Here is a 16,903-nt window from a genome sequence, read left to right as displayed (position 1 = left end):
GCGGAAGGCAACGAAAGCCTTGTCGCGCCCATGTGATTTACCGTCAGTAACGTTCGCGTGACGACGCGATCGTGCCATGTTGTCCCGTAAAGCAACAGAGGTCCGCACACCCTCCCCGTCACACAGGGGGACGAACGGTGATCCGCCGGTGTTCCCGGATACGGGCACGTCCTGCCCGCCGATCCCCCCGCTCACATTCACCCCGTGGCAGGCCGCAGCGCGGACCAGCGCACCGTGATCTCGCCCTGCCGCCACCGGCGTACGCCGTCCGTCAGGGGCCAGTCGGCGGAGACGGCCCGGGCCGCCGCGATCCAGCGCTGGCGCGCGCCCAGCGACGCGTACGGGGAGGCCGTGGCCCAGGCCCGGTCGAGGTCCCGCAGGAAGGCGTGCACCGGTTCGCCCGGCACGTTGCGGTGGATCAGGGCTTTCGGGAGGCGCTCGGCGAGGTCCGAGGGGCGCTCCAGCGAACCGAGCCGGGTGGCGAAAGTGACCGTGCGCGGCCCCTCCGGGCCGAGGGCCACCCAGACGTGCCTGCGGCCGATCTCGTCGCAGGTGCCCTCGACCAGCAGCCCCCCGGGGGCCAGCCGGGCGCACAGCCGCTGCCAGACCGCGGCGACCTCTCCCTCGTCGTACTGGCGCAGCACGTTCGCGGCCCGGATGAGGTCCGGCCGGCCGGTCGTGGGGATCTCGAAGCCGCCGTGCGCGAAGCTGAGGCCCTCGCGCTCGTACGGCTGCGCCGCCGCGACCCGCGCGGGGTCGATCTCGACTCCCACCACGGCCGTGCGCGGTTCGGCGGTGCGCAGGCGCTCCAGCAGTTCGACGGCGGTCCAGGGCGCGGCGCCGTAACCGAGGTCGACCGCGAGGGGTGCGTCGCTGCGCCGCAGGGCGGAGCCGTGGGCGGCGGCGATCCAGCGGTCCATGCGGCGCAGCCGGTTGGGGTTGGTGGTCCCGCGGGTCACGGTGCCGATGGGGCGCTGGTGCATGAGAAGGAGCGTATGCGAAGCGTTGGCAAACCCACGCGGAGCGGCAGGGAGCGCGGACCGACCTGCGGCACGCCGGAAGGACCGTAATGATTTGGCAAAACGGAAATGAAAGGCTGAGTTGCGCTGTTCTGCCACTTCGAGGGCGCCATCTGCCCGTACGTGTCATGCCCTGAGCGAGGAGGAGCGGCCCCGTGAGCCAGTACGTCTCCCGGCTCGGCAGCAGCCGTGCGGCACCCCGTATCCGCTTCCCGGGCGGTTTCGCCGGAAGCCGTAAGCCGCGCCGTGTCGCGATGCTCTCCGTGCACACCTCTCCGCTGCACCAGCCCGGCACCGGCGACGCGGGCGGCATGAACGTCTACATCGTGGAGCTGGCCAAGCGCCTCGCCGCGATCGGCATCGAGGTCGAGATCTTCACCCGGGCCAGCACCGGTGGGCTGCCCCCGGTGGTCGAACTGGCGCCGGGTGTCCTGGTGCGTCACGTCGACGCCGGGCCGTACGAGGGCCTCGCGAAGGAGGAGCTGCCCGCTCAGCTCTGCGCCTTCACCCACGGTGTGATGCAGGCCTGGGCAGGCCAGCGACCCGGCTACTACGACCTGGTCCACTCCCACTACTGGCTCTCCGGCCAGGTCGGCTGGCTCGCCGCCCAGCGCTGGGGCGTCCCCCTCGTCCACGCCATGCACACCATGGCGAAGGTCAAGAACGCCGCACTCGCCGAGGGCGACGCCCCCGAGCCCGCCGCCCGCGTCATCGGTGAGACCCAGATCGTGAACGCCTCCGACCGGCTCATCGCGAACACCGCCGGGGAGGCCGACGAACTCATCCGCTTCTACGACGCGGACCCGGCTTCGGTCGCCGTCGTGCACCCCGGCGTCAATCTGGAGCGTTTCCGCCCCGGCGACGGCCGCGCCGCCGCCCGCGCCCGCCTCGGCCTTCCGCAGGACGCCCTGATCCCGCTGTTCGCCGGCCGCATCCAGCCGCTCAAGGCCCCGGACGTGCTGCTGCGCGCCGTCGCCGTGCTCCTGGACCGTGACCCCTCGCTGCGCTCACGGATCGTCGTACCCGTCGTCGGAGGCCCCAGCGGCAGCGGGCTCGCCAAGCCGGAGGGCCTGCAGAAGCTGGCCGCCCGCCTGGGTATCTCCGACGTCGTGCAGTTCCACCCGCCCGTCGGTCAGGACCAGCTCGCCGACTGGTTCCGGGCGGCCTCCGTGCTGGTCATGCCCTCGTACAGCGAGTCCTTCGGGCTCGTCGCCATAGAGGCGCAGGCGGCCGGCACACCCGTGGTCGCGGCGGCGGTGGGCGGGCTTCCGGTCGCCGTACGGGACGGAGTCAGCGGCTTCCTGATCCCGGGCCACGACCCGGAGGCGTACGCGCAGGCGCTGGGCCGGTTCGCGGACAGCGCCGAGCTGGCCGGCCGGATGGGCGAGGCCGCGGCCGCGCACGCCCAGTCGTTCGGCTGGGACACGGCGGCGTCGGCCACCGCCGACGTGTACACGGCGGCGATGCACGATCACCGGCGCCGCGCCCGCGAGCACCACGGCTGAGCGACGGCGCCGGGCTGAGCGCGCGGGCACGCTGTCGTACGCTCGCACCATGGCTGACGTATCCGAGGAAGCAACAGCGGCGCAGGTCATCGAGGCGACGCTGAACGACGCGGAGCTCGAATGGGAGAGTCCCGAGCCCGGCGCCTACGTCGTGAAGCTGCCCGGCACCCGCAAGCTGTCCACGACCTGCTCCCTGCGCGTCGGACAGCACTCCCTCTCTCTCAACGCCTTCGTCATCCGCCACCCGGACGAGAACGACGCGGCCGTACACCGCTGGCTCCTGGAGCACAACCTCCGTCTGTTCGGCATCAGTTACGCCATCGATCAGCTCGGCGACATCTACCTTGTCGGCAGACTTCCGCTCTCCGTGATCACTCCCGAGGAGCTCGACCGGCTGCTGGGCGCGGTGCTGGAGGCGGCGGACGGCGCGTTCAATCCGCTGCTCGAACTGGGCTTCGCGAGCGCGATCCGCAAGGAGTACGCATGGCGGGTGGAGCGCGGCGAATCGACCCGCAATCTGGACGCCTTCACACACCTGACGCGACGCCCCTCCTGAGATTGTGGGCGGCGCGCGCCGGGAGGACCACGCGAGCTCGGCCGGCCCGGCCCCGGACAACCCCACAGGTGCTTCACGGGGTGATCACAAAGGCGTCACGATCACACCCCGTGACCGTTCGGGGCGATCATCGGACAGGTGTCCGATCGTAAAGTGTGGCGCATTGCGACATGCCCCCCGTGTCAGCCCTTATCACGCGGCGGGAGTGGTCTGTTGCTCCTTCAGACGGAAAGATGAACGAACCATGCGCGCCACCGCAGTACGCCGTACCGCCCTCGCCGCCGCCGTGGCATCCCTGGCCCTGTTCGCCACTGCCTGCAGCGGCTCGGACTCCGATGCCAAGGGGGACGGCGGCGCATCGGGCGGCAAGGACGACGCCTCCGCCAAACCCGCGGCTGCCAAGGCGTTGACCTCGGCCCAGCTGGAAAAGGTGTCGCTGGAGCAGGGCGACGTCGAGGGTCACAAGATCACCAAGGCCGGCCCGCAGGACATCGCCCAGCCCGGAGACGTCACCGTCGACAAGAAAGAGTGCGAGCCCATCGGCTTCGCCCTCTACGGCGTGGAGCGGGGGACCCCGGTCGGGAACGCCGGGCGCAGGGTCCTCGAGGAGCCCAAGAAGGATGAGTCCGCGGACCCCGAGGACGCGCTCGCCGGCATGCTCGACGTGACCTCGTCCCTGGTCACCCTGGCCTCGTACGACGACGACGGTGCCACGAAGAGCCTCGCCGAGCTCCGCGACTCCGCCGCGAAGTGTGCGGCAGGCGGGTTCAGCCTGACCCTGCAGGGCACGGAGCAGAAGGTCACCGAGCTGACTGAGGAGAAGGTGACGGGTGGCGAGGAGGCCCTCGCCTGGCGGGTGCAGATGGAACAGAAGGGCGAAGTGGCCCCCTTCAAGCTCGTGAGCGTGCGTCAGGGCGGCACGGTCGCCACGTTCTCCTCGTTCAACCTCGGAAAAATAGGCGCGGAGTCCGACGTCGACCTGCCTACCGCGGTGATCGACGCGCAGGTCAAGAAGCTCGGCTGACCACCCCGCCACCTCTCCGGGTCACGGCAGCGGTACGAGCCTGACCACGGTGACCGTCAGCACGGACCCGGAGACGTAGTAGAGGACGATGGCGCCGTACACCGTCGCCTCGCGCCGGTCACGTTCACGCTTCACGGCGGTCGAGGCATGTCCGTACGGATCCAGGCCCAGGGTGCGCGCCATCTCGTCCCGGAACGAGATGCCGTCGCGCATCTTGGCCAGGGTGTCGTCCGCGGGCGGTGCGTAGGAGATGCGGAAACTCAAGCGACGTTCCGCCTCTCGGCCTCGTCCTGCGCCAGGCGGTCCAGGATCTGTTCGGCCTCGGGATCGGGTACGGACTCGAGCATCCAGTGCCGCATGACGGCCTGGATCTCGTGCACCCCGGCCTCATTGATCGCGTGGTCGAACTCCTCGCGTCTCCCCTCGGGCAGAGCGGCACGGATCGCCGGAATGCTGTTGGGCACCTCGACCTCGGTGCCGCCGACGAAAGTCTTCAGAGACTCGCCCATGACCGATCTCCCCGATCTTCCCGATCTCCCTGCTCTCCGCGCCCCGTCCGCCCGCACCGCCGCGGGTGTACCTGCGTAACGGGCAGGTGTGCAACTCACGTTAGCGGGTGCCGGCCCGGCCGGGCGTGCCCACTCCAAGCCCGGCCGGGCGAGGGCCACGCCGAGTCGGGCGAACGGACCGGAAGGTCGAGCTCAGGTGACCGGCTGGCCGATGCCGAGCATGTTCCCCTCGCTGTCGCGGAACCAGGCACCGCGTTCGCCCCTGGCGCCCTTGCTCGGGTAGTTCCCCTCGATCCCGGCGATACCCTCATGGGTTCGGAAGCCTGGTTGGTCGACCGTCTCGAACACCACGCCGCGCCGTCTGAGTTCCGACACGACCCCTTCGATGTCGTCGACCTGCCACCCCATCTGGGTGAAGGTGCCGGGCGAGGCTCCGGCCGACCGGAACAGGGCGAACTCCGAGTCCCCGCACCGGTAGAGCAGCCCGCCCGGCCGTTCGTCGACGGGTTCCAGGCCGAGCTTCTCGGAGTAGAAGCGCCGCGCCCGCTCCAGGTCCTGCGCCGGCAGCCTGGTCGCGGCACCGCGCGCCCCGGCCAGGGTGTTCCCGCTGTCTGCGTCCATGCCTCCATCGTGCCGCGCGCGAGGGCCGGTTCCGGGGAGGAGGCCCATGCGAGTCCCGCGGCCCGCGGCGGCGACTCACCATTCGGTGGAGCATCCGTAGTCGTCGGAGCCGGATCCGTAGCTCTGGCCGGACCGGCCGGCAGGATGGGGGCGGTTGATGAGGCTGCGGTACGGCGCTGCTGCACGCCTACGGTGACTCGGTCGTCCTGCTGCTCCGGCGGGGCATCCTGCGGCAGACCACCCTGGCAGGCGCTTGTGCCCTCCACCAGATGTGAGCGCGGGTCACCGGACCGAGCGTTGCGGGCGGACGACGAGGTCAGCCCTGCTGCAGCGCGGCAAGACCCTTCTGCATGTCTTCGCTGTTCATCACGGGCTGGATCTCGACCTTCGCACCGAGTTTCTGGAGGAGCGCATCCGTGATGGTGGGCAGCAGTGAACTGTCCTGCATGTCGAAGACGAAGGTGCAGCACCGCCCGCCCTCGCTGGGGCCGAAGTAGGCCGCCTCAGGCCTGAGCCGTTCCGTCATCGACTGCATGATCTTCGGCAACGTGCCGTTCTTGAGTGCCTCATTCGAGATCTGGGTGTCCAGATGTGCTCTCAGCATGACCCTCATCGCACTAGCTCCTTCCGTCCGCCCCCGACCGGCGCGGGTTCGTCCGCGCGCGGAGACCTGGCGACGTCCCCGCTCAGCTTCGCCTCGAGTGATCAGGACAGCAACATCTCGTCCTCCGTCCGTGCGACCGTGGGCGCCTGCAGCTGCCGCACCTTTCCGGCCAGGATTCCGTCGGGCCGGCCCCCTCCCCAACCCACCACTCATATCCGCCGTGCCGCCTTGCTCACCGGAGAGCGGTACTTCCCCAGGGGTCGGCACGGCCGTCCGCCGTCCCTCGACGCCCTCCCGGCCGGTTGGCCGCTCCCACCTCCGCCGCGCCCGCTGACGCATTGACCGTCGTCCTGGGCGGCCAGGATTCGCGGTGGACTGTCCGATGCAGTGGTTGAGGTTGTTCTCCGCGCACCGGGGAACAGCCCCGGTCAGAGGCAGACGGGATCAGCGATGACGCTCACCTGACAGGCCACCACGAACCGGGCGTCACGCGGCTACACCGAAGTTCTGGGGCTCCGATAGGCTGATGATCGTGAACGTTGACCCGTAAAGGGCAGAGCATGACATAGAGGGAGCAGTCTGGTGTCGACCCGCAGGATATCCTCCGGTGTCTGGATCGTCGTTTTGCTGGCCGCCGCCCTCGCCACGATTTCCTTTTTGTCGGTGCAGGCTTCTCGGAACACGCCTGCGAAGAATACCGTAAGTGCCGATTCCAAGCCGAGTCCGAAGCCTCGCCCTTCCGCCACCAAGCCCAAGACGTACAAGGTTCCCGATGACTCCGGAACCGGGCGGCGGGTCGTGTATTCGCTTTCCCAGAAAAGGGTCTGGCTGATCTCCGAGAGCGGATCCGCCGCCCGTACCTTCACGGTGTGGCCGGGCAATGTGCCTCCGCCGGAGGGGAAACATCCGGTGACCTTCCGCCGTGCCGAGGGCACTGGAAGCGATGGTGTGCGAATTGAGCACGCGGTCTATTTTGGGGCGCAATCAGCCTTTTCCAACGCCGTGGACGGCGCCTCTCCCGCACCGGACAGCACGGTGAAGACCGGCGCGATTCGCGAGAGTGTCGCGGACGGAACAGCGCTATGGGATTTTGCCACAAAGGGGACGCTCATTCACGTCGTCGGCTGAGTGCTGGCTGTTTCCGAGGTCAGGACTTAAGGGCTTCGCGGGCGGTTTCCGCACGTTCGGATATCCTCGCGCGCACCTCTCGGATCTTCGCTCCTCATGTCTTGACGGCTTCCTTCTGTATTTCGGTTCCGTGCCGAACCAATTGGTGACCGGTCCGGTCTTCTTCTTGCAGGCGACGTCCTGCCGAGCGGCGCTTATCTCCGTGCTGCTCGCCTTCTCCTCCTGCCATGGAGTCTTCGTAGCCGGCCGCCTTGATGCGGTCGGGCACGCGGATGCCCGTACAGCCAGGAGCGCACGCGTAAGGCTGTGGCCGCGGTCTTCGACACGGCACGATCCAGCACCTGACGGCCCAGGGCAGCAAAACGCCCCCCACCACACGGAGAAGCCGCAGGGGGGCTTTTTAGCGTCGTGTTACTTCTTCTTGCCCTGGGTCTTGCGGTAGATCTCGGTGGCCAGGGTTTCTGCAGGTAGGGACGCTGATCGACTCCGGGTGAGTGGTCGCCATTGGTCGTCATCGGGTGCCGTTGAGCAACCTCGGACGGCCCAGAGACGGCCCAGAAAGCCCTCTCAGCCTAGGAGCTGATGGGCAACTCGCGCGCTCGCTGTCGTGCTTGGGCCCGTAGCTCCTTCAGGCGGCTGTGATACGCGTTGTGGCGGTTCTGGTCGAGGTTCAGCGGGAGGTCGAATTGGGAGATGAGTTGTGACTCCAGCTCCCACGGTTTGTCCTGCTCCATCCAGCACACTCGCGCGTTGTCCTCCATCCACTGGCTCAGGGTGGCTTCGCCTGTCTTGCCAAAGGTCATCCGCTTACCGCTGCCGACGCGTCGCAGCTCAAGTCCGAGCAGGCACCCCAGAGTGAGTCGTAGCGTCGAGCCGGCCGCGTTGCCCCGGTAGTGATAGCGCACCCGCTTGCGCAGGTTCTGAGTACTGGTCCGGTTGGCCATGTACCGTGGGGCTATCCCGACGTAGAGCAGGCGCCCGGCGTCCAAGTCCGGACGCGGCGGCTGCTTGAAGTGCCACCCGTAGACCCCTGCCGCAGCTGGGAGAGGGCTGGGGCGCACCAGGACCTCTTGCGCCGACCACAACCGGTTGGGATTGATGAGAATGGTAGCTTCCACGAAGCCTCCGAGCATGGCTGATCCTCGAAGGCTACCGGTACCCGTTGGCAATGCCCCGGTCCGCGTGAAATCAGTTTGAGCGGCATTGGTGATCCAGCTTGGAACGTGCTGGCGGACGGAATGACAGGGGTTGGTACCCCAGGAGGTTAGCCAGGCGGCGGCTCTCGTTGACCGCTGTTCACCGCACGTAGTGGCATTAACTGCGTGACAACGCCGACGGACAGCGGCGGACAACCGCGCACACCTGAGGACCATCGCAGCAGGGTGGGCTACTACGTGCTCAAGTCGGATGCCCCGAGCGGACACACACGAAAATTCGTCCGTCGGGCGTTCTGGGTGAAGGACTACGACCGATCTGAGCAGCCCGACGGTATGTATAAGACGTCCGCGCCCCGCGAGGCCGTCGACCCGCGGACGGGTCGCGCCGGGAGTCTGGGGCGGTCCTCTGCTCGACTGATCGGGCAATCGGGTGGGCGCCGCGGGCCTCACGACGAGGAGGGCTGCAGAAGCGGTCGAGGAGAGACCACCGCCCGGCGTGGTGGTCTCTTCTGCGGTCGCATGCCGAGGCGCGATCTGAGACGCGATGAGCCAGGGGTGGGAAGCTATCGCACCCGGACGATCCTGACGTCGCTAACGCCCGCTTCGGCCCGCTTGTAGCCGGCGTAGTCTCCGGCAGCCTTCGCGCTGTAGCGGACTACGGACTCACGGCGGAGACCACCCTGCATCCATGTGATCTTGAAATTCTCCATGCCGTGATCGTTCACCTGGGCCCGGGGGCCAGATTCGGCGTTGAAGGATCCTTGGCAGAAGTCATCGTCGGCGGCCCACGCGCTGTACGCCACGCCCGCCCACCCGTTGAGGTCATCGGCACGGTGACTTGAGGCCAGATCCTCCAGATAGATCTGCAGGCCAGCCTCGTGGCTCTTCTCTAGTTGCTTGGTGAAGTGCTGGCGCATCCCGCCGAGGGTCTGGTTGGCCTTGCTGCTGTAGCGCGTGGCCAGGTTCAAGAAGCCAAACTGGTGGCGGACACGATCGGCGAACACGGCATCCCAGTGAGGCGGTGCGGCCACGAAGTACCTAAGAACCCCCGGGCTCCCGGCGGACACCTCGGCCTTCAGCCAGCGCTCAGTAGATACGTTCTCAAAGTTGGGATGCAGCAGTACCCTTCCGGCGACATCGGTGGTGATGTCGCTCTTCTTTGAGTTGCAGTAGTCACAGGTCCCTACGAGATTGTCGGGGGCGACGCACAGGGTAGGGAATGCCTTTTTGGGGAGGACGTGGTCGAGCTCGGAAATCTCAGTGTGTCGGCACATCGGGCAAAGGTCTTCGTCACGGCCGTCCATGACCTGGTCGTATATCTGGCGGCCGGCACCGCTGACCATGCCGCTGTCATAGACGATGTCGGACACCGTGGAGCCAGTTATGCCTGCGACTTGGAAGTCCTGCGACTTGAGGGTATGCATGGTGCGTGACAGGGCGGCGTTCCGATAGGTCTCGGCGGCCTTCTCTGCGATAGTCGCGGCCGCGCGGAGCTTGGTCCCCAGGCCGTCATTCTTTTGCGTGTCGCGGGACACGCCGGTGCAGATCTCCCAGCTGACCCTGGCGCTGAGTGTCACCGGATCTGAGGGCCACATCAGTTAACATCCGCCCTCTTGTCCGCGAACAGGATGCGCACCAGGCCCTTGGCTTCGTCGCCCAACTGATTGCCAAAGTGACCGATTACGTCCTCGTAGGTGTCGAACCGGGCGACCGCCTTTTCAATTGCGGCATAAAATCCGGACTTCATCACCTCGAGACCGAAGATCTCGTGTGTGAGCACCCCTACGTTCTCCCCGTAGGTCTCGATCTTGGGGCGCCGCGCGCGTCCACCAGGGCGGCTGATCTTGTAGACGCAGGACTTCGGAACCTCCTGAAGCACGACAGGCGAGTGCGTCGCGATGATGGCGACCCCGTTGCGCTCTGCCAGTAGTTCAGACAGCGAACGAACGAAGGAAGACAGCAGCGGGGGATGGAGATGCGCCTCGGGCTCGTCGAACAGCACGAGCGTCTGCTCCCCGACAAGGTCCACAAGCCGAGTCAGGGTGAGCAGCACGATGGCGTGTCCGGAACTGAGGTTCATGAAGATTTCGCGCCAGGAGCGTCCTGCTACGTTGGCAGGCTCGTCTTCGTGCGTGACGCCTTCGATCAGCCTTGGGCTGATTCGATCACCGCTGAGGTTGCCGCCGAGGAAGATGGCGGCGTCGAACTGGGGATCGCTAGCAAGGGTGTGTAGGGAATCAAACCACCGGTCGTAGTGGCCAGAGGTTGCGATTGACTTGAGGCTATCGAGGAATTCTTCTACCAGTTCCTCCTTCCCCTTCAAACTGGCGGGGTCGCTGTCGCAGGTTTCGCCGTCAGGTACGTGTGTGAGCCCGATGTGAATGTAGCGGGTCTTGGTGTGGGACGCGGTGATGCTGGCGAAGGGATCGAACGCGCTAAAGGTGACGAGCAGGACGTTCGCGAAGCCGGTTTCCTCGATGTAGGTGATCTTGCCAGCGGTTTCGGGAAGGTCGAAGGGACGCACCGCGGCTGTGGCCAAGGACCGCAGGAGCGTGGTCTTGCCGACCCCGTTACGCCCGATGAGTACGTGGATGTTGTTAGAGGGAACGGAGTTGGGACGGACTTCGAACTCCAGCGGAGGGCGGGCCGAGATCTCGGTGTTCGTCTCAGGAAAGTGGTAGCTGAACTTGTACCCGGCGTGCTTGGGTCCTCCGGCGGTGATGCGTCGGTACTGATGGATAAGTGTTCTTGAAGAGAGGTTCCGCATGAAGGAGATATCGAAGACCGGACTCGACCTTGCCAGCGCGTTCAGCTTCTTTTCAGTGAGGTGGGCGCTCTCCAGTGCGGTGATGTCGCCCAAGGATCGGAGGATCTCTCGCCCCTGCTGCTCGAGCTCGGCGATCCTTTCGTAGTACTCACCGTCCTGGCCGAGTGAAACCCATTCACCGAGACCAGCCGGCAGCCCTTCGGCGAAGTCGCCAGGCGGCAGCGGACTCGGGCCGGGTTGCTGCTCGGGAATAGCGATCTTGACACGGCCAATCTCGATCGGCCTGGTGCCATCGGTATGGCGGAACCACAGGTCGTAGCTGGTTCGGAAGCCAAAGTCGTCCCAATTGTCAGGGAGGAGGATGGCCGCTCGGGGGCCGGTGTCAGAAGGAATGCGTCGGTCGGTTTGAACGATGAACCGCACAGGGTCCTCCAGGCTTGCGGCAATACTCCGACAGGCAACCCTATCCACTCGGCAGCCACCCCTGCCTGTATGCACCAACCGGCAAGCAGGCGTGCGGCCCTCAGTCGGTCGTGCCGCACTCAGGACAGTTGGTCGCCTGCGGGGCTCTCTGTACGTGTGTACTGGGCCCACTGGTTCTCCTCAAGGCGCCAGAAGCTGCTGCCCACCACGGGCCCGGGCCACTGCACGCCTTCGAAGACTTGGACTGGCGCTGACGGGTCGCCCACTGCGCGCCAGAACCGCGACGGAAGACCTTCCGCAGGCCCTCCTCGGAGCAGAGTTGCCGGTGCACGGGCAAGTGCGCCCACTGGAGCCCGCCAGACAACTCCCTCGTCGCGCACAGGGTGACTGTGCCCGGCGCGACATCCGCGGCTGTGTGCCTGTGCCCCTGCGTCATGTGCTTCTCCTTCGGCTTCGAGGAGGTGCGCAATCACCAGATGGCTGCGGGTGTTGATGAGGTCGACCGCAACGAGTTCGGTGAGGGCGAGGCCGCCAACTTCGCCTATGGACCTGACGCAGATGCTCTGTAACGGGTGATGAAGCCGGGCTTGCGTGCGCTTCCCCTGCCGGGGCCGGCTCGTCAGTGGCTGATCGGGATTTCGTAGACGATCTCGCAGTGCGCTGCGGGCACCACGATGTCCGCAGTTTCCACGGGGCGGCCCTGGTCGCTGTAGTACGTCCGCCGGATGTGCGTAACGAGCGCGGCTTTCTGGATGCCGAGCAGCGATGCTTCCTCGGCGGTCGCGTGCCGTGGTTCGGGCTGCTCCACCGCGTGGCTGACGGTGACTCCAATCGTGGCCATGCGGTTCACGACACCTGCCCCGGCGTGCGGCCCTCCCTCGGGGAGGACGACGAGTGTGCCGGCGGTGAGGTCGTAGGGCTCCCAACTCGTCGACAGCTGCACCGGCCTGCCGTCCGCCAGGAACTCGTACGTCGTCTTCACGCACAGCTCGCCCTCGGCCACCCCAAGCCGCGCCGCGATCTCCGCCGGGGCCGGCACCTTCGCGTCGGTCCGGCTCTCCCAGTCGCCCTGTCTGCCGAGCGCCTTCATGTCCTGGCGGAACGGAGCTCCGCCGGGCTGCTCGCGCGCCGTTGACCGGACGACGCGTACTCGCTGCCGGGTCTCGGCGACGTACGTACCCGATCCGGCACGGCCTTCCAGCACGCCCTGGGAGATCAGCAGCTCCTGCGCCCGGCGCACCACGTTCTCGCCCACGCCGCACTCCTGGCCGATCTGGGCGCGGGAGGGGAGGCGGTCCCCCGGCTCCCAGACGTGCTCCGCGATGCGCCGCCGGAGTTCGTCGGCGATGCGGAGATACGGCGGCTGCTCAGACATATGGAAAATCTAGTCCACTAGCTCTAATCTAGTTAACTAGCTTCACTGAAAGTGATCGCTGGCGACGGAGGCTGCCCTGTGCCCGCTTCGGGAGTAACCGCGGCGGCCATCGCCGCCCGACTGTCCGCCATCGGGCTCCCCACCCGCGTGGAGGAGCACACGCGGTTCACGACGGTCGAGGCGGAAGTACCGGAAACGCTCTCCGCCGATTCATGGCGGGAGGTCCTGGACGTGGTGGCTGAGGCCGATCGATTCGGACTCCTGGCCACCAGTTTGAACGGCCGCACCTTATGGGCGGCTGTACGCAAAACGGTCCCCACGACGGGCGATGTCGGGGGACCGGGCTATCAGCGATAGGAGCTGAACAGCATGCTCAACCGTATCCGCCGTGCCGCCTCGCTCACCAGAGAGCGGTACTTCTCGAAGGGCCGGCATCGCCGCCCCTTAACGCCCTCCCGGCCGCTGGCCGCTCGCACCGTCCTCGCACCCGCTGACGCTTCGACCGTCGCCCTGGGTCGGGCTTCTGCGGCCGCGGTCCACCGATACCCGCTGAGGGGTGAGGACGTCGCGCTTGTCCGTCCGTACCTGGTGGCGTGGGAAGCGCGTGTGCGGACGCGAGCGGTGGTCGTCGCGCCTCGTATGCCGGCCGATGCCTGGTCGGCCCTCGCAGGGGCCCATTGATGCCTCCTCGCCGACAACCGCACCCCACGGGCACAGCTCCCGTCCCGTACCGCTCGATCGCGTGCTGGATCGGCACGCACCACTCCTGCATCGAGCCCTCCCCGTCTTTGGCGCCGGCCGACGTACCGGTGATCTACGAGGTGTGTGACTGCCCGTGCCACTCGACCCCCGACTCGTTTGTGCCCGTGGAGGTAGCGGCGTGAGGGACCGAGCCCCCGTCGGTGTGCTGGTTTCCCCCGTCGAGGTCACCGCGGCAACCGTGCAGCGCGGCGACATCATTCAACTTGGCGGTCAAGCCTGCCGAGTGAGAGATCTCTTCCAGCTTCCTCAGGGGGCCAAGCAACTGGTCTTCGAGTCGGGCGAACTGCTGGCCATACACAAGCGCACCCGGCTCATTGCCCTGCGACTGCTGAGAAGGCGGTGACCGGCTCCGTGCCTTCCCGTCACCACGACATCGCCGACGATCTACGACACCAGATCACGACGGGCGTCATCAAGCCTGGCGAACGCCTCTCGTCCGAAGCCAGCCTGGCCGCCCGGTACAGGGTCAGCACGGTGACCCTGCGACGCGCTCTCGCCGTGCTCCAGGGCGAAGGACTCGTCGAGAAGATCCACGGCAAGGGCAACTACGTGCGTCGCCCCCGCCGCAAGGTCATGTACGTGGGCGGCTGGGGCACGCTGGACCCCTGGACCGCAGCTGAGCCAAAGCTGCGCATCACGGTTCGCCACACCACGGTTCCGGCCTCCGTGCACCTGACGACGTTGTTGAAGTTGCCAACGGGCAGTCGCCTCGTGGAGTACACCTGCCTCAGCCTCGAACAAGGGACACCGCACGGCCTGGCCCGCATCTACATCCCGCGGGACCTGGCCCCGGCCGGAGTCCTTGACGACGATTCCGCTTACAGGGAGGCAGCTACGAGATTCGCCGTCCTCGGCTCGTCGCCGGCCACCATCCGAGAAACGGTCTGCGCCCGATCCCCCACTCCGGATGAAGCCTCGGCCCTCCGGATCGGACCCACCACGGCAGTCCTCGCGATCACCCGTATCGCCACTGACTCCACCGGCCGCGTTACCGAAGCTGCACTCCTTGCTTTCCCGGGAGACCGCATCGACGCCGTTTTCACCGCCCACCACGTGCTCGACGAGAGGCTGACCCACGGATGACAGCACCGAACGAACTGCGGCTTCTCCCGTGGTCGGGCCCGGAGGGCAAGCCCTGCTACCTGAGCACGGACGACCCGGACGGCTACATGTCCCGCCTGGCGGACAACATCGAAGCAGTCCAGCTCCGCACGGCGGCTGATCTGCTGGCAGACGCCTTGGGGGCACTCGACGACAGGGACACGAACCTGAACGATCTGCGCCGCCTGGGCCACGACCTCACTGGCGCCCTGAGGGACGTGCTGCGCGTTGCGATCAGCCGCGGCCATCTCCCGGCGAAGAGCGAGCCCTACCGAACCTGAGGAAGTAGCGGCGGAACGGTGGCGGCTAAGACAGACTCCCCACTACACCGGGAGGAGAACCCTGGCAAAGAACCGGGGCTCTCCTCCTCGTTGCGCTATGCCAGCCCGACTATGTGCCGCGAGCGCGTGCAGCCGGGCAGCCTCACCCAGGACTCTCACGCCCGATAGCAACCGGGGTTATCCATCACCTTTGATGTCAGGCGGGGATGTCAGTCGCTAAGCGCGACCGGAAGGCTGCCTCACTCTTCGGGCTCTTCGTCATCCTCATCGGACCACTCAACATCGACATCTGTGTACTGGGCGGACGTCTCAGCCCATCGATAGTCCCAAGTCATGCGGCTTCGGACGGTGTTCACGCTGCCGTCGAGCAGCTCATTCTTCGCGGCAACGATCGCGGCACTCACCGCGGCCTCGTAGGCCGCCTTGACTCGTGGAGCATGGATCTTTCGATCGCCCATCTCGAACTCAAGCGTGACTGTCAGCACCTTGGGCGTACTCATGATGCTCCCCTCCCCCGCAGGTGCGGCACCTGCCTGGAGCACGCATCCAACCATCCGGGCCTACTAGTCGTAGGTGGAACAACCAACTTGTTGCGTCAGCGGTCTGCCAAGGACGACTGCTTTGTAAGCCGGGCGCCGGGCGCCGAGACGTACTCGATGGTCACCCGCCATCTGAGGCGCTGGGCCTGTCAACACAGCACTACACCGCCGCGCGCCCCAGTTGACCGTGGCTGACCGCTCGATCTGGCACGGATCTGGCACGCCGACACCTGCCTTGTAAGTTCGATCACCCTACGGAACGGCATGCCGAAACGAGGCTCGGTGGTAGCTCGTCGATCCGGCTGCTGTCACCAAGGTGCGCCATCGTTCGCAGCAGTTGATGTCAACCTGGTGCCCTACGCCCTGATGGCCAACTGCCGTGCCCGCTGACGGGCTTCGACCCTCAGGCCCTAGAGGCAGCCATGGAACGCATTGTGGCCGTTCCAGTCCAGGTTCAGCGGCAGGGCTACCGATTTCCTTGATATTACCCACAGAACCACCCGCAACCATTCAGAATGTCCTCATGCTCACAGTGCCTCAGGCAGTAACCGATGAGAACCCTGACCGTCCGCAAGCTCCCACCTGGGAGCAATACGAGGGCTGGCTGCTACCCAAGTGGAAGACGCTGCTGGGATCAAACCCCCACGAGCGCCAGATGCAGGAGTTTTTGGAGCTTCACCCCTGCCTTCTCCCTGGAGCGACTGACAGAATTGGCCAGGGGGGACATCACGGCCCATCTTTTGAGGCAGTGATCAGGCAGCCTCCATTGCAAGGTCTCGGACCGAAGCGCGTTCCCGACTTCATGTGGGTGAGGCGAGACACTGGGGCAATTCGGCCTATTTGTATAGAGATTGAGAGCCCCGGAAAGTCTTGGTTCAACAAGGACAGAACACCAACGGCGGAACTCACCCAGGCAATCGACCAGCTCACCGAGTGGAAAGTTTGGTTTAACTCTCCTGAAAATCGTCTGATCTTCGCAAAGACGTATGCGCCTCGATATTCGAATCGCCCAGTAGAACCACAATTCGTCCTAATCTTTGGCAGGAATTCTGAGTTCAAGGCCGGATCCTCCAAGCATGAGAATCCGGACTACCTGCGCCTAAAGCGCGACCATATGGCCCGCAGGGACGAGCACTTCTTCACCTATGATCAGCTGAAACCCGAGCGCGAGGCTGGAGACTACGCAACTATCACCAATAATGCCTACGAGTGGTCTCTGCACTCCATCCCGCCCACCTTCTCCACCGGTGCCCACATCATGGAGCTGGGCGGAGTCGTGAGCGATCCGTCGCAAGCTATCTCTGAAGTTGAGCTCGCGAGCACGGAACGCAAGGCATACATGCTGAAACGCTGGGACTACTGGCGCAAGATTGCGCTGGCTCCCGAGAATCACATGTTCTCGCTCGGACGAGAGTAGCTCGGTGATGCATAGTCAGCAGGATGGTCCCGCCTGCCACAGCTAGGTTGAGCTGCATGCCGCCCGCGCGGTTGGGGTGGCGGGCCTGAACCCACGGCCGCTTCGTCCCGAAGCA

General features: G+C 66.1%; 22 protein-coding genes. 11 read left to right on the top strand and 11 right to left on the bottom strand.

All coding sequences use genetic code 11. From position 1 onward, the window contains the following. Positions 1–197: 197 nt before the first annotated feature. Complete coding sequence (locus ACWD04_RS09575) at positions 198–983, bottom strand: class I SAM-dependent methyltransferase (protein WP_451129835.1); 786 nt, start codon at positions 981–983, stop codon at positions 198–200. 191 nt (positions 984–1,174) lie between these two features. Between ACWD04_RS09575 and mshA the strand changes: the two genes are divergently transcribed. The 3 genes from mshA to ACWD04_RS09560 all read left to right on the top strand — a co-directional run bounded on the left by mshA (position 1,175) and on the right by ACWD04_RS09560 (position 4,104). Next, positions 1,175–2,524, top strand: coding sequence for a D-inositol-3-phosphate glycosyltransferase (gene mshA, locus ACWD04_RS09570; RefSeq protein ID WP_451129833.1), 1,350 nt, complete (start codon positions 1,175–1,177; stop codon positions 2,522–2,524). 49 nt (positions 2,525–2,573) lie between these two features. Beyond that, positions 2,574–3,080, top strand: a complete 507-nt coding sequence (locus tag ACWD04_RS09565; protein ID WP_451129831.1) for a YbjN domain-containing protein — start codon at positions 2,574–2,576, stop codon at positions 3,078–3,080. 244 nt (positions 3,081–3,324) lie between these two features. Beyond that, positions 3,325–4,104, top strand: coding sequence for a hypothetical protein (locus ACWD04_RS09560; RefSeq protein WP_451129829.1), 780 nt, complete (start codon positions 3,325–3,327; stop codon positions 4,102–4,104). Positions 4,105–4,125: 21 nt separating this feature from the next. Here the strand turns inward: ACWD04_RS09560 and ACWD04_RS09555 are convergent, their stop codons facing one another. The 4 genes from ACWD04_RS09555 to ACWD04_RS09540 all read right to left on the bottom strand — a co-directional run bounded on the left by ACWD04_RS09555 (position 4,126) and on the right by ACWD04_RS09540 (position 5,847). Then, on the bottom strand, positions 4,126–4,368 hold the full coding sequence (locus ACWD04_RS09555; protein WP_451129827.1) for a hypothetical protein: 243 nt from the start codon (positions 4,366–4,368) through the stop codon (positions 4,126–4,128). Beyond that, complete coding sequence (locus ACWD04_RS09550) at positions 4,365–4,613, bottom strand: hypothetical protein (protein WP_124273995.1); 249 nt, start codon at positions 4,611–4,613, stop codon at positions 4,365–4,367. The genes ACWD04_RS09555 and ACWD04_RS09550 overlap by 4 nt, the downstream gene beginning before the upstream one ends. Positions 4,614–4,805: 192 nt before the next feature. After that, positions 4,806–5,234 carry a VOC family protein gene (locus tag ACWD04_RS09545; protein ID WP_451129824.1) on the bottom strand — a complete coding sequence of 143 codons (429 nt, stop codon included), beginning with the start codon at positions 5,232–5,234 and terminating at the stop codon, positions 4,806–4,808. 316 nt (positions 5,235–5,550) lie between these two features. Then, positions 5,551–5,847, bottom strand: a complete 297-nt coding sequence (locus ACWD04_RS09540; protein ID WP_451129822.1) for a hypothetical protein — start codon at positions 5,845–5,847, stop codon at positions 5,551–5,553. Positions 5,848–6,420: 573 nt separating this feature from the next. On the opposite strand from ACWD04_RS09540, the gene ACWD04_RS09535 reads away from it, so the two are divergent. Then, positions 6,421–6,966: a hypothetical protein gene (locus ACWD04_RS09535; protein ID WP_451129820.1), complete on the top strand. Its 546-nt coding sequence runs from the start codon at positions 6,421–6,423 to the stop codon at positions 6,964–6,966. Positions 6,967–7,060: 94 nt separating this feature from the next. On the opposite strand, the gene ACWD04_RS09530 is transcribed toward ACWD04_RS09535, so the two are convergent. After that, positions 7,061–7,234 (bottom strand): hypothetical protein, encoded by a 174-nt coding sequence (locus ACWD04_RS09530; protein WP_451129818.1) that lies wholly within the window; start codon positions 7,232–7,234, stop codon positions 7,061–7,063. A gap of 304 nt (positions 7,235–7,538) precedes the next feature. Beyond that, a complete protein-coding gene (locus ACWD04_RS09525) occupies positions 7,539–8,099 on the bottom strand; it encodes a GIY-YIG nuclease family protein (RefSeq protein ID WP_451129816.1) in 561 nt (186 codons plus the stop codon). 189 nt (positions 8,100–8,288) lie between these two features. Between ACWD04_RS09525 and ACWD04_RS09520 the strand changes: the two genes are divergently transcribed. Beyond that, complete coding sequence (locus ACWD04_RS09520; protein WP_451129814.1) at positions 8,289–8,741, top strand: DUF6009 family protein; 453 nt, start codon at positions 8,289–8,291, stop codon at positions 8,739–8,741. Here ACWD04_RS09520 and ACWD04_RS09515 read toward each other — a convergent pair. Further along, positions 8,687–9,700, bottom strand: coding sequence for an HNH endonuclease (locus tag ACWD04_RS09515; protein WP_451129812.1), 1,014 nt, complete (start codon positions 9,698–9,700; stop codon positions 8,687–8,689). The two genes, ACWD04_RS09520 and ACWD04_RS09515, sit on opposite strands and share 55 nt — an antisense overlap. A gap of 17 nt (positions 9,701–9,717) precedes the next feature. Next, positions 9,718–11,313, bottom strand: coding sequence for an AAA family ATPase (locus ACWD04_RS09510; RefSeq protein ID WP_451129810.1), 1,596 nt, complete (start codon positions 11,311–11,313; stop codon positions 9,718–9,720). A gap of 389 nt (positions 11,314–11,702) precedes the next feature. Between ACWD04_RS09510 and ACWD04_RS09505 the strand changes: the two genes are divergently transcribed. Beyond that, a complete protein-coding gene (locus tag ACWD04_RS09505; RefSeq protein WP_451129808.1) occupies positions 11,703–11,882 on the top strand; it encodes a hypothetical protein in 180 nt (59 codons plus the stop codon). Between the two features lie 50 nt (positions 11,883–11,932). On the opposite strand, the gene ACWD04_RS09500 is transcribed toward ACWD04_RS09505, so the two are convergent. Continuing rightward, positions 11,933–12,688, bottom strand: coding sequence for a GntR family transcriptional regulator (locus tag ACWD04_RS09500; protein WP_451129806.1), 756 nt, complete (start codon positions 12,686–12,688; stop codon positions 11,933–11,935). Between the two features lie 78 nt (positions 12,689–12,766). On the opposite strand from ACWD04_RS09500, the gene ACWD04_RS09495 reads away from it, so the two are divergent. The 4 genes from ACWD04_RS09495 to ACWD04_RS09480 all read left to right on the top strand — a co-directional run bounded on the left by ACWD04_RS09495 (position 12,767) and on the right by ACWD04_RS09480 (position 14,832). After that, positions 12,767–13,045, top strand: a complete 279-nt coding sequence (locus ACWD04_RS09495; RefSeq protein WP_451129804.1) for a hypothetical protein — start codon at positions 12,767–12,769, stop codon at positions 13,043–13,045. Positions 13,046–13,568: 523 nt separating this feature from the next. Next, complete coding sequence (locus ACWD04_RS09490; protein ID WP_451129802.1) at positions 13,569–13,793, top strand: hypothetical protein; 225 nt, start codon at positions 13,569–13,571, stop codon at positions 13,791–13,793. Continuing rightward, on the top strand, positions 13,790–14,533 hold the full coding sequence (locus ACWD04_RS09485) for a GntR family transcriptional regulator (protein ID WP_451129800.1): 744 nt from the start codon (positions 13,790–13,792) through the stop codon (positions 14,531–14,533). The genes ACWD04_RS09490 and ACWD04_RS09485 overlap by 4 nt, the downstream gene beginning before the upstream one ends. After that, positions 14,530–14,832 carry a hypothetical protein gene (locus tag ACWD04_RS09480; RefSeq protein WP_451129798.1) on the top strand — a complete coding sequence of 101 codons (303 nt, stop codon included), beginning with the start codon at positions 14,530–14,532 and terminating at the stop codon, positions 14,830–14,832. The genes ACWD04_RS09485 and ACWD04_RS09480 overlap by 4 nt, the downstream gene beginning before the upstream one ends. 239 nt (positions 14,833–15,071) lie before the next feature. Here the strand turns inward: ACWD04_RS09480 and ACWD04_RS09475 are convergent, their stop codons facing one another. Further along, a complete protein-coding gene (locus ACWD04_RS09475; RefSeq protein WP_451129797.1) occupies positions 15,072–15,332 on the bottom strand; it encodes a hypothetical protein in 261 nt (86 codons plus the stop codon). Positions 15,333–15,894: 562 nt separating this feature from the next. On the opposite strand from ACWD04_RS09475, the gene ACWD04_RS09470 reads away from it, so the two are divergent. After that, positions 15,895–16,788 (top strand): Shedu anti-phage system protein SduA domain-containing protein, encoded by an 894-nt coding sequence (locus ACWD04_RS09470; protein ID WP_451129795.1) that lies wholly within the window; start codon positions 15,895–15,897, stop codon positions 16,786–16,788. Positions 16,789–16,903: the final 115 nt, after the last annotated feature.

Source organism: Streptomyces sp. NPDC002911, from assembly GCF_053591835.1.
The sequence above is the reverse complement of the archived record's forward strand: the minus strand, read 5'-3'. Positions and strand labels throughout refer to the sequence as shown.

Bases quoted from the DNA above. Each gene is read 5' to 3' on its own strand.
- ACWD04_RS09525 (WP_451129816.1), bottom strand. From the start codon at position 8,099: ATGCTCGGAGGCTTCGTGGAAGCTACCATTCTCATCAATCCCAACCGG.
- ACWD04_RS09545 (WP_451129824.1), bottom strand. From the start codon at position 5,234: ATGGACGCAGACAGCGGGAACACCCTGGCCGGGGCGCGCGGTGCCGCG.
- ACWD04_RS09500 (WP_451129806.1), bottom strand. From the start codon at position 12,688: ATGTCTGAGCAGCCGCCGTATCTCCGCATCGCCGACGAACTCCGGCGG.
- ACWD04_RS09575 (WP_451129835.1), bottom strand. From the start codon at position 983: ATGCACCAGCGCCCCATCGGCACCGTGACCCGCGGGACCACCAACCCC.
- ACWD04_RS09475 (WP_451129797.1), bottom strand. From the start codon at position 15,332: ATGAGTACGCCCAAGGTGCTGACAGTCACGCTTGAGTTCGAGATGGGC.
- ACWD04_RS09480 (WP_451129798.1), top strand. From the start codon at position 14,530: ATGACAGCACCGAACGAACTGCGGCTTCTCCCGTGGTCGGGCCCGGAG.
- ACWD04_RS09470 (WP_451129795.1), top strand. From the start codon at position 15,895: ATGCTCACAGTGCCTCAGGCAGTAACCGATGAGAACCCTGACCGTCCG.
- ACWD04_RS09560 (WP_451129829.1), top strand. From the start codon at position 3,325: ATGCGCGCCACCGCAGTACGCCGTACCGCCCTCGCCGCCGCCGTGGCA.
- ACWD04_RS09550 (WP_124273995.1), bottom strand. From the start codon at position 4,613: ATGGGCGAGTCTCTGAAGACTTTCGTCGGCGGCACCGAGGTCGAGGTG.
- ACWD04_RS09565 (WP_451129831.1), top strand. From the start codon at position 2,574: ATGGCTGACGTATCCGAGGAAGCAACAGCGGCGCAGGTCATCGAGGCG.
- ACWD04_RS09540 (WP_451129822.1), bottom strand. From the start codon at position 5,847: ATGAGGGTCATGCTGAGAGCACATCTGGACACCCAGATCTCGAATGAG.